The sequence below is a fragment of the Reyranella sp. genome, assembly GCF_030651995.1.
In the GTDB taxonomy this organism is placed as follows: Bacteria; Pseudomonadota; Alphaproteobacteria; order Reyranellales; family Reyranellaceae; genus Reyranella.
In genome coordinates this window covers 39,137-52,247 of sequence record NZ_JAUSBN010000025.1, presented here as the reverse complement: position 1 = coordinate 52,247, position 13,111 = coordinate 39,137, and the positions used below count along the sequence as shown (strand labels likewise).

Below are 13,111 nucleotides of genomic sequence, written 5' to 3'. Positions count from 1 at the left end.
TCGTCTCGGTCTCAGATCGATACGGTGTCGAGCGCCTGCGCGATCGCCGCACGAAGAAGGTCGGGATCGAAGGGCTTGGAGATCACGAAGGCGGGCTCGACCTGCTTGCCCGTCAACAGACGCTCCGGGAAGCCCGTCACGAAGATCACCGGAACGGACATCGATTTCATGATCTGGTTCACGGCCGAGATCCCGCTGTCGGAACCGCGAAGCTGGATGTCGGCCAACACCAGATGCGGCGAATGCTTCTTGGCAAGCTCGATGGCAGCCTTTTCGGTCGCCGCGATGCCCACGACCTCGTGGCCGGCGTTGCGCACGATGTCAGCGACGTCGAGGGCGATGACGGCTTCGTCCTCAATGACGAGAATCCGAACCGAGGCGACTCGCTGGAGCTCCCGGCGCGCTTCCTCCAGGCTGCGCTCGGCCGCATCGATGCTGACGCCCAGGATATGCGCGGCATCGCTGACGGTGAAACCTTCCAGCACGGTCAACAACAGGACCTGACGCTGCATCGGAGCCATTTCCGTGAGTGATTCCTTCAGGCGTCCGCGAACACTCTCGCCGCCGCTCGCGGCATCCTCCATGTCTCCGAACGGCTGACGCAGACGGTTAAACAGCGCGAAGACCCCAAGCTTGGTATCCTCGGCCTCGGCAATGAGGTCCGGTTGCTGAACCGCAACCTCAGCACAAAGCCTGACCCATTCGTCGCCCCGCTGCTGCGAACCGGTAACGGCCCGCGCGTACCGACGCAGGAACGGCAGCGTCCTCGTGATCGCCTCGGACACCTTCCTCGAAGCTACCTGCTCTTCAGCCACGTCGTTCTCCCTCATCACTCAAAAGCGTGTCTCGCCGCAGGCTGTCCCGGGTCCAACGCCTACACTACGCCGTGCGCGTCTGCAGACAACTGACTATTGCAGCATCGCCCGCGGCTCGGGCACAGACGCTGCCCCGCGTCTGCCCTTGCGAAAATGTTTGCGGACGGGTCCCGACGGACCCGTCCGCAATATCGACTTCCAGCCTCCTGAGCCGATCTCAGTGCAGCCACCCCAATACCCACATCAACAACAAGACCGGTATCGGTACCCCAGGAACCAAAGGATTGCCGCGCGTCCCATACACTCCTCGTCATGGAAACATTTCGGCATCACAACGCACGTCCTCCGCGAAGGTTCCCTGCCAACCGATTCCGGGTACCCGTGTCATAGCAAATGCACCTACATCTGGGTTGCCGTCGCAATTTTCCCTTTCACCCTTGCGCCACCGTCCCCAGATGAAAGGTGATGAAAAAAGAGATCGTCGCGCTCCTACCCGACTTGCGTGCCTTCGCACGTTTCATGTGTCGCGAGCGCGAGGCGGCCGACGATCTCGTTCAGAACACCGTTCTGGCCGCTCTCGACAAGCAGACCCAGTTTACGCCAGGCACCAATCTCAAGGGCTGGCTCTTCACCATCATGCGCAATCGCTTCTACTCCGATCTCAGGACGCAGCGTCGCCGTCCTTTGACGATCGACAACGACGCGGCGACGCCCTTGGCCGCGGTGGACAATCCCGAAGCCACAATGGCGTTGAAGGAGCTCTCCTCGGAGCTGTGGAAGCTTAACCCGCAATCGCGAGAAGCCCTGGTACTGATCGGGGCGGGCGGCTTTTCCTATGAGGAAGCGGCCCGACTGTGCGGTTGTTCGGTGGGAACCCTCAAAGCGCGCGTATCGCGAGCTCGCAAGTATCTTTCAGATAGACTCCAGTAGGGGTGCATGGACGATTTATTGTGTATTCGCAACAGCTTGAAGGATTTCACGATAACTGTGTAACCAATCCCGGTCTCCGGCATTCATTCTCCATAGGATGCAACTTCTGGAGATCGCCAATGAGCACGCAGACCAAGCAGGATGACGGTACTCGGGACTTCCACGAGCAGCTCAAGACGATCCTGCCCCGCCTGCGTATCTACGCTCTGTCTCTTACGCGCGACCGGGACGCAGCGGACGACCTCGTGCACGACACGGTGATCAAGGCGCTCACCGGCCGCAACAGTTTCCAGCCCGGCACCAACCTCGCCGCCTGGCTGTTTCGTATCCAGCGCAACGAATTCATTTCGGGCCTCCGCCGCCGCCGTCCGACCGTACCCGTCGACACCGCGATTGCCGAATCGCTCTCCCACCCCCCCCATCAGGACAGCGGCCTGGTGATGCGGGAGTTCATGTCTGCGTTCGGCAAGCTTGCTGCGGCGCAGCGCGAAGCCTTGCTTCTCGCGGTCCTCGAAGGACTGCCGTATGAGACGATCGCCGAACATACCGGCGTATCGGTCGGGACGGTCAAGAGCCGCATCTCGCGCGCTCGCGACACGCTCGAACGCCTCCTGCTGGAAGGCGAGACACGCCGCCCCTCAGAGTCCGGGCGGACCTCCACGGCGCTCCGCGACGACGAATCGGCTGTCGCAACTCGCTAAAGTCTGCTTCCAAGTCTGACAATTGAGTGCGACAAAGTCATGAGTAGTCCCACGGGGAGAGTTGGATGGGTCGGACAGGATCCCGCGGAGTGGACATCCGCCTCCGGGGTGCATGTTATGGCCACTGACGACGATAAGCCCGATGCGGGACGCGCTGGAGGACAGGCGCGTTCCAAGCCTCGGAGCAACGATCGGCCTTTCGACATGTGGCTGCACAAGCAGCTTCACGCGATGTACGACGAGATCGCGAGCGAGCCGCTGCCCGACGATCTCCTCAACCTCATCGACAAGGACGCCGCCGCGAACAAGAAGGGCGACTCCCCCGAAGACCCGCCAAAGAAGTAGGGCCGACAGGCTCCATACCCGCGAGTCTTCTGACGGCTCAACAGTATATCCAAGCTTTTGCTTGTTGCACCGCTCGAGCCAGTGGGGTTCGGCTACTCTTTCCACCAAACCCTTCCGCAGAAAATGGCGGCGATCTCGCGATCGCCGCCACCCTTGTCCGCGACCTGCCGGTCAGCCCGGCCGACAGGCCACGGACTCGTGCTGCGAAAGTGCTTGTGCTCAGGCAGGTTGTGCTCACGCCACTGTCCGGCACTAACGGCCCGCCTCTGTTTCGGGTTCCCCCGGTTCGCTATAGGTGGAGTTTGAGGAACGGGAGATGGCCATGAAGCTTTTTGATCTTTCCGGCCGCGTGGCCGTCGTCACCGGCGGCAATGGCGGCATCGGTCTCGGCATGGCCCTCGGCATGGCGCGCGCCGGCGCGACCGTCGTCGTCGCGGGACGCGACGCGGCCAAGAACGAGGCGGCGGTCAAGGAACTGCAAGCGACCGGGGCGAACGCCAGTTCCACCATTGTTGATGTGCTGAAGGAAGAGTCGTGCCGCGCGCTCATCGCCAATGCGGTCGCGGCCCACGGACGGCTCGACATCCTCGTGAACAACGCCGGAATCAACATCCGCAAGCAGCCACAGGAGTACACCTCGGCCGAATGGCATCAGGTTCTGGACAGCAACCTGACCAGCGCCTTTCTGTGCAGCCAGGCCGCCTACCCGGCGATGATGAAGACCGGTGGCGGCAAGATGATCAACATCGGCTCCATGATGTCGATCTTCGGGGCGTCCTTCACGACAGCCTATGCCGCGAGCAAGGGCGGTATCGTGCAGATGACCAAGGCGATGGCCACCGCCTGGGCCAAGGACAATATCCAGGTAAATGCGATCCTGCCCGGCTGGATCGACACTGCGCTGACCCAGCGCGCGCGCCGTGACGTGCCGGCGCTGCACGATTCGGTGCTGAAGCGGACGCCGGCCGGGCGCTGGGGCACGCCCGACGACTTCGCGGGCATCGCGGTCTTCCTCGCCGCATCCGCCTCGGACTACGTCACCGGCGCCGCCATCACGGTCGACGGCGGCTATTCGGTTCAGGGCTAGGCGATCAGGGCGAAACGACGCGGCAGTCGGCGCGATCGACGAACAGGTCGGTCTTCGGCCCGTAGATCGTGAGTCCACCGCGCACGCCGGCGCCGACGCCAGGCACCAGAACGCGGGTTTCCTCGACCAGCTTGCCGGCGTTGATGAATCGGCAGTCGATCATCGGCGCCAGGGTGCCCGCGCTGTTGTTGTTCACGTAAAGGACGACCTGCCAGCGCTTGCCGGGAACGGCCCGCAGGCTCGCATTGTCCATCGTCACGAGGGGCGTGGCCGGCCCAGCACTCGGCGCCGACCACCCCAGGGGCGTGAAGTTGGGACGCTGTACCACCACGCCCTTTATCCGCTCGGCCTGTGCCAGCGGATCGAAGGCAAGATCGGCCGGCGTCGGCTTGCCGATCGGCCCCCGCCCGACGTTCTCCGGCGTCCAGATCTGGCCCGTCTTGGGATCGCGAAACTCGGGCACGCCGGGAGTTGTCGGAACCTCGACACGGCTGCGCGGTACCGGCGTCGGCGCGGTCTGAGCAGTCGCGGCGGTTGCCAGACCCGTTGCCGCCAAGGCAGCGATGATTGTCATTGCGATCGGCGAAGGCATTGGCTCTCCCTGTTCGTCGCCCAATCTCAACCGACTGCCAGCCTCGACGCAACCCAAAGACCGCCCACCGCAATCGCGGGGCCGTAGGGCAGTCTTCTCCGCAGCGCCGCCTCGCCCTGGGTCGAGACGAGCCCGATGGGCACTCCTGCCAGGGCGGCGATGCCCAACAAACCGCCGGCCAATGCCGTAACGAGCAACAGGTCGAGAATCCCGGCCGGGCCGGCAAACAGACCCACGGCGGCCAAGAGCTTGACGTCGCCGCCGCCCAGAATTCCGATGGCGAAGGCCGCCACGCCGACGGCAAACAAGCCGGCTCCGCAGGCGATCGAAAGGCCGAGGGCCTGAAGCGTGTAGGAACCGGCGATCAGGCCAATGATGGCCCAGCCGACAAAGAGGGCCGCGATCGCAATCGACAGCCCGTTTCCAATGTGAAGAGTGCGCATGTCCTGCCAGGCTGCTGCGATCAGCAGGCCGGCCAAGGCGATCAGGCAGACCGTCTGCGAAAGCGTTGCCAGGTCGGGCAAGACCTTCTGCGGCGCGTCAGTTTAGAATCCCCGTCCCGAGCACGTGGCTCACCTTGTCGGTGACGGAGCGAATGGAGGCGATGGCGGCAACCGCGATCAGCGAGGTGATCAGCGTGTATTCGACCGCCGTGGCGCCCTGGGTGTTCTTCATCAAGCGACGGAAGATCGAAAGCATGTCTTAAGCCTCCAGCCTCAATTTTCCGGCCCGGCGCCGAATCAACTTAGGAAGGGTACTTAATGTAATTTGTTAGGTCAACGAAATCCGACCCTTTTGTGTCATCATTTCCAACATTATGATTCCAATGGGAATTTTTGATGGCAACGGGCAGCCTGCCCGGCAGGTTCGAAGAATCCTCGAAATCCGATAATCAAGAAATTGAGTCGGCGAGGAAGGTCTCGAACACACGCGCCGCCGCCGTCCAGAAGCACAGGGCGGCCACCGCCCCCGCCAGCCAGGGGAACATGCCCGGAAGGAGGCAGAAAAGGACGAAGGCGAGAATCGTCTCCGTGCCTTCCATCAGGCCTGCCGAATGGAAGAAGGACTTGCGCCCTCTTGTTCCCGGGTCGCGCTCCCCGCGGCCGGCGGCCAGCACGGCGCGGCCCAGGAACGAGGCGCAGGTACAGACGAACGAAGCGAGCAGCAGCGCCGCCCAGACGGCGTTATCCGGCTGCGCAAGGGCGAACCCCAGCGGAACGGCCGCGTAGAAGGTCATGTCGCACACGATGTCGAGATAGCCACCGAGAGCCGTCGGCCGCCCATGCCGGGCGACCGCGCCATCGAGCCCATCGAGCAGCCGGTTTAGTAGGATCATCAGGAGCGCCACACCATAGTGGCCGAACGCCAGGAGCGGCACGGCGCCCAATCCGACCGCCAGGCCCGTCACACTGACGGCGTTCGCCGTAATGCCGCGCCCCGCAAGCCAGGCGCCGGCACGGTCGAGCGGCGGACCGATCCAGCGCCGCAACAATGGGTCAAGCATCGGCGCCGTGGCCGATCAGTCGTTCGGCCGTGTCCCGGCGTCGACGGAGCGCAAGGGCACCACCGCCGCGGCCTCTGCAGCCTTGCGGTCCTGCAGGGTCTGACGACGGTGCGACATCACACTGAACGGTATCAGGCAAATATAACCGAAGCCGATCAGGGACAGCGCGATCCAGGGCGCGCTGGCCAGCACGCCCATGACCAATGCAGCAGCCAGCATCGCGGGTAGAACCAGATGACGCGGAATCCTGCCCTTCTTGAACGAGAAGGTCGGCAGTCGGCTGACCATCAGGCCGCCCACAACCACCAGCACGACACCGACGACGGTGGCATGGCGCGGCCAGGCGGCCTCGATTTCGAAGCTCAGCATGAGCGGCATCAAGGCCAGGAGGGCGCCGGCAGGTGCCGGCACGCCGGTGAAGTAGGACCCCGTCCAGACCGGCGGAGGCGTGTCGGAAACCAGCGCCGTATTGAACCGCGCAAGGCGAAGCGCCGAGCAGATCGGGAACATCAGCGTCACGACCCAGCCCAGGGCCCCGGCATGGGTCAGGGAGGCAAGATAGAGGACCAGCGCCGGCGCAACGCCGAAGCAGAGGAAATCCGAGAGGGAATCGAGCTCGGCGCCGAACCGGCTGGTGACACCGAGGCGGCGCGCCACGCGGCCGTCCAGGGCATCGAAGATCGCCGCCACGATGATGGCGATCACCGCCAGCCGCATCTCTCCCTGCAGGGCAAAGCGTATGCCCGTCAGCCCAGAACACAGGGCAGCAAGCGTCAGGATGTTCGGAATCAGACGGTTGATGGAAAAGCCGCGCAATCCGCCGCGCTGCGAGCGCAGGTCGCTGTCCATGTCGACTCCCTAGAATTCGACGGCGAGACGCGGCCCGGTCACCACGGGATCGAGTTCTGCCATGACGGTTTCGCCGCCGATCATGCGCTGCCCCGGAGAGACCAGAAGACGCGCGCCTTCCGGCAGGTAAAGGTCCGTACGACTACCAAAGCGGATATGGCCGAAACGTTCCCCGGCGGCGACCGCCTGCCCCGGCTTCACGTAGCAGACGATGCGGCGGGCCACGTATCCCGCGATCTGTACGCAGCCGATGACTCGCCCATCGGCCCGGCGCAAGGCCAGCGCCGTGCGCTCGTTGTCCTCGCTGGCCTTGTCGGCATTGGCGCTCAGGAACTTGCCCGGCCGATAGGCCACGACGTCGACCATGGCGGCGCAAGGGCTGCGGTTGATGTGCACGTCGAAGACGCTGAGAAAGATCGAGACCCGCGTCAGGGGCTTGTCGCCCAGCCCCAGTTCGGCCGGCGGCACCGCGTCGACCACCATCTGCACCAGACCGTCGGCCGGAGCGATCAGCAGCCCGTCATCCTGCGGAACGCCGCGCGAGGGATCCCTGAAGAAATAGATCGACCAAAGGGTTACGAGAAACAGGGGCCAGAACAGCCAGGCCACACCGGTCAACGCGGCCAGGAAGGTCGCCGCGGCAAACAAGGCGATGAAGCGCCAACCGTCCTCGAGGATCGGCACCAGGAAATTGGCAAGCATGAGTCGCGCGCTCTCTGTTGTCCGAAGGTTAGTTGACCTTCGGCAGGCTGAGGATTTGCCCCGGGTATATCAGATGGGGATTCTTAACCTGATCCTTGTTTGCGGCGAAAATGACGGTGTGACGCCACCCCGCACCATAGTGCGCCTGGGCGATGTTCCAGAGATTGTCTCCCTTCACGATGTGAAGCCGCCTGCCGTCGGTGCTGGAAACCGGCGCCACGACAACGCGATCGAACGGCAGTTCGAGACGCGCGACCGGCTTCCCGTCGGTGGCGATGCGGTCGAGCCTGAGAAGGTGCTTGCCCTGTCCGATCGGATCCGCCGGCTTGAGCCGCCAGCGACCGTCGGAGGCCGCCCTGCCTTCGGCGACCATCCTGTCGTTCACATAGGCCCTGACGACGGTGCCCGGAGCAGCAAGGCCCGACACGGTGACATAGCCGCCGTCATCGTAATCCAGCGTCGAAACAGAGAGGTCGGCTGCCTTCGGGAGGCCGGCGGTCGTGGGCGGCTGCACGAGCGTTGCGGCGCCGGCCGGCGGTGAGATCATGACCAGCGTTTCCGCGCGCGGCTGGATCGGTGCATTCGCCGCGGGTGGCTCCGGCACGACGGCGACGACAGCCTGCTCCGACGTAAGCGGCGCCTTGCCCTCGATATGCTGCACGACGCGCAGTTCGTGCTGGCCGACCGCAAGCGGCGGATCCTGAACGATGATGACCCACTCCCCGCGCGCATCGGATGCGCCCTTGGCGATCTCCTTGCCGCCGTCCAGCAGCACGATCTTGGCGCCGGGCGCCGCGCGCCCGGCAATCACCGCCCGGCCGTCCGCACCAATCCGAGCGACGTCGAACGATGGCGAGGGGACGGCGGCAGTCGCAGGGGCCGGCGCAGGCACCGGCGCCGGGGCAGTCGTCGTTCCGGCGGGTGCGGCGGGTGAAGCGGATGCGGCGGGCGCAGCGGAAGCGGCAGGCGCGGCGGCAGGTGCAGCGGGCACGGTGACAGGTGCGGCCGGCGCGGCGGCCACCGCCACGGGCTCAGGGGCCTGCCCGCCGATGACGGGTTTGACCGGTTGATCGATGGCGGCCTGCTCGCTCAGTTTCCCGCGCCATGCGACGCCCAGCGCGATCGCGATCACCACCGCGCCCATAGCGACCAGCCCGAAAACAGTTCGTGACATCGCCCTCCCAACGGTGCGACCACCATCCCCATTGGCGTCGCAGCCAGCCTTTGCGTAACAATACCACGTCATGCGCGCGCGGAAACGCGCTGGATCATAACAGAAAAGCAGCTTTCGTGCCCGATTTCACCCCCTCCTCGCTTTGCGTCTTCTGCGGCGCCCGTTTCGGTACCGATCCCGCCACTCGCGAGACGGCCACCGGCCTGGGGCGCCTTCTGGCCGCCGAGGGCATTACCCTGGTCTATGGCGGCGGCGGCGTCGGACTGATGGGACTGGTCGCCAATGCCACCCTCGACGCCGGCGGCCGGGCGGTCGGCGTCATTCCCAACTTTCTCCTGCAGCGCGAAGCCGGCCATCCGGCGCTCACCGAAACCGTGGTCGTGGAGACCATGCATGAGCGCAAGCTGCAGATGTTCGAGCGGTCGGATGGGTTCGTCGTGCTGCCCGGCGGCATCGGCACCCTCGAGGAGTTCTTCGAGGTCCTTTCCTGGCGGACCCTCGGCCTCCACAGCAAGCCGATCGTGATCATCGATCAGGGTGGCTACTGGGAGCCCCTGGCCGCGCTCCTCCGCGGCGTCGTGGAGGGCGGTTTCGCCGAGCCGAGCCATCTCGACCATGTCGCCTTCGTGAGCGAGTTGAAGGACGTCCTGCCCGCAATCGCGGCAATGCCCGCGTCCGCGGGCTTCGAGAAGCGCCTGGACAAGGTCTGATCCCTTTCGCATACCGAAGGCAGGCCGACTTTTTCGTGCTTTCAGCCCGTCATGCGCGGGCCGCCCGTAGACGTCCTGCCCAGATTGCCTTTGCCTCCCGGCGGTGCAACAAGACTGGCCACAATCAGCAATTTATCAACCCAGCCGAACCCAAAGCGGCGCACGGAGGTGCAGATATGTCAGATCTCGAAATCGTCTGGACGAAGGTCGATGAGGCCCCTGGACTTGCGACGTATTCCCTCCTCCCGATCGTCGAGGCCTTCGTCGCGACAGCCGGCGTGAAGGTGAAGCTGAAGGACATTTCGCTGACGGGCCGCATCATCGCCAACTTCCCCGACAGGCTGAAGCCCGAGCAGAAGATTCCCGATGAGCTGGCCGAACTCGGCAAGCTCACCCTGAAGCCCGAAGCCAACATCATCAAGCTGCCCAACATTTCGGCGTCGATCCCGCAGCTCAAGGCCGCGATCAAGGAGCTGCAGTCCAAGGGCTACGACATCCCGAACTACCCCGACAGCGACGCGACGCCGGCCGACAAGGAAATCCGTGCCCGCTACGGCAAGGTGCTGGGCAGCGCCGTCAATCCGGTGCTGCGCGAGGGCAATTCCGACCGTCGCGCCGCCGGCGCCGTGAAGCAGTACGCCCGCAAGCACCCCCACAAGATGGGCGCCTGGAGCAAGGACTCGAAGACCCGCGTCGCCCACATGACGGCCCACGACTTCTACGGCTCCGAGGTCGCGACGACCCTCGCGGCACCGACCAATGCCCGCATCGAGCTGGTTGCCGCCGACGGCGCGACCACGGTGCTGAAGCCCAGGATTCCGCTCAAGGCCGGCGAGATCATCGACTGCTCGGTGATGAACGCCAAGGCGCTGCGCGCCTTCTACGCTTCGGCGATCGAGGCGGCGAAGAAGGACGGCATCCTGTTCTCGCTGCACCTCAAGACGACCATGATGAAGATCTCCGATCCCATCCTGTTCGGCCATTGCGTCTCCGTGTTCTTCGCCGACGTGTTCGCCAAGCACGGCGAGACGTTCAAGAAGCTCGGCATCGATCCCGACAACGGCTTGGGCGACCTGCTCACCCGCATCGAGACGCTGCCGGACGCCGAGAAGGCCGCGATCAAGGCCGACATCCAGGCCGAGTACGCCAAGCGACCGGGTCTCGCGATGGTGAACTCCGACAAGGGGATCACGAACCTCCACGTCCCGAGCGACGTGATCATCGACGCCTCGATGCCGGCGATGATCCGCGAGTCGGGCAAGATGTGGGGCGCCGACGGCAAGCTGTACGACACGGTCGCGGCAATCCCCGACCGTTGCTATTCGACCCTGTTCCAGGCCGTCATCGAGGACTGCAAGGCGCATGGCGCCTTCGATCCGAAGACGATGGGCTCGGTGCCGAATGTCGGCCTGATGGCGCAGCAGGCCGAGGAGTACGGCTCGCACGACAAGACGTTCGAGATCGCCTCGGCCGGTACGGTGCGGGTCGTGGCCGAGGACGGCGCCGTCCTGATGGAGCAGAAGGTCGAGGCCGGCGACGTCTTCCGGATGTGCCAGGTCAAGGACGAGCCGATCCAGGACTGGGTCAAGCTCGCCGTGCGCCGCGCGCGGCTCACGAACACCCCGGCCGTGTTCTGGCTCGACACCAGGCGCGCCCACGATGCGCAGCTGATCGCCAAGGTCGAGAAGTACCTCAAGAACGAGGACACCAAGGGCCTGGAGATCCGCATCATGGCGCCGGTCGAGGCCACGAAGTTCTCGCTCGAGCGCATCCGCCAGGGGCTGGACACCATCTCCGTCACCGGCAACGTGCTGCGCGACTACCTGACCGACCTCTTCCCGATCATGGAACTCGGCACCTCGGCCAAGATGCTGTCGATCGTGCCGCTTCTGAACGGCGGCGGGCTGTTCGAAACCGGCGCCGGCGGCTCCGCCCCCAAACATGTCGAGCAGTTCCAGCAGGAAGGCTACCTGCGCTGGGATTCGCTGGGCGAATTCCTGGCGCTGGGCGCCTCGCTGGAGCACCTCGCCCAGACGACCGGCAACGAGGACGTGAAGGTGCTGGCCGAGACGCTCGACGAGGCCAACGCCAAGATCCTCGAGGACAACCGTTCGCCTGCCCGCAAGGTCGGCCAACTGGATAATCGCGGCAGCCACTTCTATCTGGCCAAGTACTGGGCAGAGGCGCTGGCCCGGCGCGACAACAGCACGTCCCTCTCGGCCCGCTTCAAGCCGCTGGCGAAGGTTCTTGAAGAGAACGAGGCCAAGATCGACGCCGAGTTGATCGCCGCTCAGGGCAAGCCGGTGGACACGGGCGGCTACTACCTGCCCGACCAGAAAAAGACCTCGGCCGGGATGCGGCCGAGTGCGACGTTGAACGAAGCGCTCGCCGCTCTTTAACAGGGCGACAGGTCAAGCCGCCCCGGGCAACCGGGGCGGCTTTTTAGATTGCGCGTTACGGGAATTGTGAGGTCCGGAAGATGCCGAAGATCAAGGTGAAGAACCCGGTCGTCGAGATGGACGGCGACGAGATGACCCGCATCATCTGGGCGTTCATCAAGGACAAGCTGATCCTTCCCTATCTCGACATCGACCTGAAATATTACGATCTGGGCATCGAGAATCGCGACAGGACCGGCGACCAGGTCACCGTCGACTCGGCCGAGGCCACGAAGAAGTACCGCGTCGCGGTGAAGTGCGCGACCATCACGCCGGACGAAGCACGCGTTAAGGAATTCGACTTGAAGGAGATGTGGCGGTCGCCGAACGGCACCATCCGCAACATCATCGGCGGCACGATCTTCCGCGAGCCGATCGTCTGCAAGAACGTGCCCCGCCTGGTGCCGGGCTGGACGCATCCGATCGTCATCGGCCGCCACGCCTTCGGCGACCAGTATCGCGCCACCGACTTCGTGGTGCCGGGCAAGGGCAAGCTCACCGTCCGTTTCGAGGGCGAGGACGGCAAGGTCATCGAGCACGAGGTGTTCGACTTCCCGGCGGGCGGCGTCGCCATGACGATGTACAATCTCGACGAATCGATCATCGGCTTCGCGCGCAGCTCGTTCAACTACGGCCTGATGCGCGGCTGGCCGGTCTACCTGTCGACCAAGAACACGATCCTCAAGCGCTATGACGGCCGCTTCAAGGACCTGTTCCAGGAAGTCTTCGACAAGGAGTTCGCCGTCAGGTTCAAGGCAAAGAAAATCCACTACCAGCACCGCCTGATCGACGACATGGTTGCCTCGGCGCTGAAGTGGCACGGCGAGTTCGTCTGGGCCTGCAAGAACTACGACGGCGACGTCCAGTCAGACACGGTGGCCCAGGGCTTCGGCTCGCTGGGCCTCATGACCTCCGTGCTGCTGACTCCGGATGGCAGGACCGTCGAGGCCGAGGCCGCGCACGGCACGGTGACGCGCCACTACCGCGAGCACCAGCAGGGCAAGCCGACCTCGACCAACCCGATCGCCTCGATCTTCGCCTGGACGCAGGCCCTGAAGTACCGCGGCTCCTTCGACGACACGCCGGAGGTAGTGAAGTTCGCCGAAGCGCTGGAGAAGGTCTGCGTCGAGGCCGTGGAGAGCGGCAAGATGACCAAGGACCTCGCGCTCCTGATCGGCATGAACCAGGCCTACCTGACCACCGAGGAGTTCCTTGCCGTGCTCGACGGCAACCTCAAGACCCAGATGGCCAGCTGGTAGGCCCC

Annotated in this window: 14 protein-coding genes and 1 pseudogene; 7 read left to right on the top strand and 8 right to left on the bottom strand. The window is 64.6% G+C overall.

The genetic code is table 11. From position 1 onward, the window contains the following. Positions 1 to 11 precede the first annotated feature (11 nt). Entirely contained in the window at positions 12 to 815 is an 804-nt protein-coding gene (locus Q7V45_RS06850; RefSeq protein WP_304849071.1) for a response regulator, read from the bottom strand. Positions 816 to 1,280: 465 nt separating this feature from the next. Between Q7V45_RS06850 and Q7V45_RS06845 the strand changes: the two genes are divergently transcribed. The 4 genes from Q7V45_RS06845 (at position 1,281) to Q7V45_RS06830 (ending at position 3,878) form a co-directional block, all read left to right on the top strand. After that, complete coding sequence (locus tag Q7V45_RS06845) at positions 1,281 to 1,745, top strand: sigma-70 family RNA polymerase sigma factor (protein ID WP_304849068.1); 465 nt, start codon at positions 1,281 to 1,283, stop codon at positions 1,743 to 1,745. A 119-nt stretch (positions 1,746 to 1,864) separates the two neighbouring features. Next, a complete protein-coding gene (locus Q7V45_RS06840) occupies positions 1,865 to 2,446 on the top strand; it encodes a sigma-70 family RNA polymerase sigma factor (protein WP_304849066.1) in 582 nt (193 codons plus the stop codon). Between the two features lie 39 nt (positions 2,447 to 2,485). After that, on the top strand, positions 2,486 to 2,791 hold the full coding sequence (locus Q7V45_RS27015; protein WP_370692560.1) for a NepR family anti-sigma factor: 306 nt from the start codon (positions 2,486 to 2,488) through the stop codon (positions 2,789 to 2,791). 316 nt (positions 2,792 to 3,107) lie between these two features. Further along, the gene (locus tag Q7V45_RS06830) at positions 3,108 to 3,878 is read left to right on the top strand and encodes a glucose 1-dehydrogenase (RefSeq protein WP_304849059.1); all 771 of its coding nucleotides are present in this window, start codon (positions 3,108 to 3,110) and stop codon (positions 3,876 to 3,878) included. 4 nt (positions 3,879 to 3,882) lie between these two features. Here the strand turns inward: Q7V45_RS06830 and Q7V45_RS06825 are convergent, their stop codons facing one another. The 7 genes and pseudogenes from Q7V45_RS06825 to Q7V45_RS06795 form a co-directional block, all read right to left on the bottom strand. Beyond that, complete coding sequence (locus Q7V45_RS06825) at positions 3,883 to 4,452, bottom strand: hypothetical protein (RefSeq protein ID WP_304849056.1); 570 nt, start codon at positions 4,450 to 4,452, stop codon at positions 3,883 to 3,885. A 44-nt stretch (positions 4,453 to 4,496) separates the two neighbouring features. Next, positions 4,497 to 4,994, bottom strand: coding sequence for a prepilin peptidase (locus tag Q7V45_RS06820; protein ID WP_304849054.1), 498 nt, complete (start codon positions 4,992 to 4,994; stop codon positions 4,497 to 4,499). Positions 4,995 to 5,010: 16 nt separating this feature from the next. After that, entirely contained in the window at positions 5,011 to 5,169 is a 159-nt protein-coding gene (locus Q7V45_RS06815; protein WP_304849051.1) for a Flp family type IVb pilin, read from the bottom strand. A gap of 193 nt (positions 5,170 to 5,362) precedes the next feature. Further along, positions 5,363 to 5,974 carry a CDP-alcohol phosphatidyltransferase family protein gene (locus tag Q7V45_RS06810; protein ID WP_304849048.1) on the bottom strand — a complete coding sequence of 204 codons (612 nt, stop codon included), beginning with the start codon at positions 5,972 to 5,974 and terminating at the stop codon, positions 5,363 to 5,365. A 15-nt stretch (positions 5,975 to 5,989) separates the two neighbouring features. Then, positions 5,990 to 6,823 (bottom strand): CDP-diacylglycerol--serine O-phosphatidyltransferase, encoded by an 834-nt coding sequence (gene pssA, locus Q7V45_RS06805; RefSeq protein ID WP_304849045.1) that lies wholly within the window; start codon positions 6,821 to 6,823, stop codon positions 5,990 to 5,992. Positions 6,824 to 6,832: 9 nt separating this feature from the next. After that, positions 6,833 to 7,531, bottom strand: a pseudogene (locus Q7V45_RS06800) (phosphatidylserine decarboxylase); the annotation flags it as partial. A gap of 22 nt (positions 7,532 to 7,553) precedes the next feature. After that, the gene (locus Q7V45_RS06795) at positions 7,554 to 8,669 is read right to left on the bottom strand and encodes a LysM peptidoglycan-binding domain-containing protein (RefSeq protein WP_304849042.1); all 1,116 of its coding nucleotides are present in this window, start codon (positions 8,667 to 8,669) and stop codon (positions 7,554 to 7,556) included. 146 nt (positions 8,670 to 8,815) lie between these two features. Between Q7V45_RS06795 and Q7V45_RS06790 the strand changes: the two genes are divergently transcribed. The 3 genes from Q7V45_RS06790 (at position 8,816) to Q7V45_RS06780 (ending at position 13,106) form a co-directional block, all read left to right on the top strand. Continuing rightward, complete coding sequence (locus Q7V45_RS06790) at positions 8,816 to 9,409, top strand: TIGR00730 family Rossman fold protein (RefSeq protein WP_304849039.1); 594 nt, start codon at positions 8,816 to 8,818, stop codon at positions 9,407 to 9,409. A 176-nt stretch (positions 9,410 to 9,585) separates the two neighbouring features. Then, positions 9,586 to 11,808 (top strand): NADP-dependent isocitrate dehydrogenase, encoded by a 2,223-nt coding sequence (locus tag Q7V45_RS06785; RefSeq protein WP_304849036.1) that lies wholly within the window; start codon positions 9,586 to 9,588, stop codon positions 11,806 to 11,808. An 80-nt stretch (positions 11,809 to 11,888) separates the two neighbouring features. Continuing rightward, positions 11,889 to 13,106 (top strand): NADP-dependent isocitrate dehydrogenase, encoded by a 1,218-nt coding sequence (locus tag Q7V45_RS06780; protein WP_304849033.1) that lies wholly within the window; start codon positions 11,889 to 11,891, stop codon positions 13,104 to 13,106. The last annotated feature ends 5 nt before the right edge of the window (positions 13,107 to 13,111 follow it).

Excerpts from the sequence above, each read along its gene's own strand:
- Q7V45_RS06830 (WP_304849059.1), top strand. The coding sequence starts at position 3,108 with ATGGCCATGAAGCTTTTTGATCTTTCCGGCCGCGTGGCCGTCGTCACC.
- Q7V45_RS06785 (WP_304849036.1), top strand. The coding sequence starts at position 9,586 with ATGTCAGATCTCGAAATCGTCTGGACGAAGGTCGATGAGGCCCCTGGA.
- Q7V45_RS06815 (WP_304849051.1), bottom strand. The coding sequence starts at position 5,169 with ATGCTTTCGATCTTCCGTCGCTTGATGAAGAACACCCAGGGCGCCACG.
- Q7V45_RS06795 (WP_304849042.1), bottom strand. The coding sequence starts at position 8,669 with ATGGGCGCGGTGGTGATCGCGATCGCGCTGGGCGTCGCATGGCGCGGG.
- Q7V45_RS27015 (WP_370692560.1), top strand. The coding sequence starts at position 2,486 with ATGAGTAGTCCCACGGGGAGAGTTGGATGGGTCGGACAGGATCCCGCG.
- pssA (WP_304849045.1), bottom strand. The coding sequence starts at position 6,823 with ATGGACAGCGACCTGCGCTCGCAGCGCGGCGGATTGCGCGGCTTTTCC.
- Q7V45_RS06780 (WP_304849033.1), top strand. The coding sequence starts at position 11,889 with ATGCCGAAGATCAAGGTGAAGAACCCGGTCGTCGAGATGGACGGCGAC.
- Q7V45_RS06840 (WP_304849066.1), top strand. The coding sequence starts at position 1,865 with ATGAGCACGCAGACCAAGCAGGATGACGGTACTCGGGACTTCCACGAG.
- Q7V45_RS06845 (WP_304849068.1), top strand. The coding sequence starts at position 1,281 with ATGAAAAAAGAGATCGTCGCGCTCCTACCCGACTTGCGTGCCTTCGCA.
- Q7V45_RS06825 (WP_304849056.1), bottom strand. The coding sequence starts at position 4,452 with ATGACAATCATCGCTGCCTTGGCGGCAACGGGTCTGGCAACCGCCGCG.
- Q7V45_RS06810 (WP_304849048.1), bottom strand. The coding sequence starts at position 5,974 with ATGCTTGACCCATTGTTGCGGCGCTGGATCGGTCCGCCGCTCGACCGT.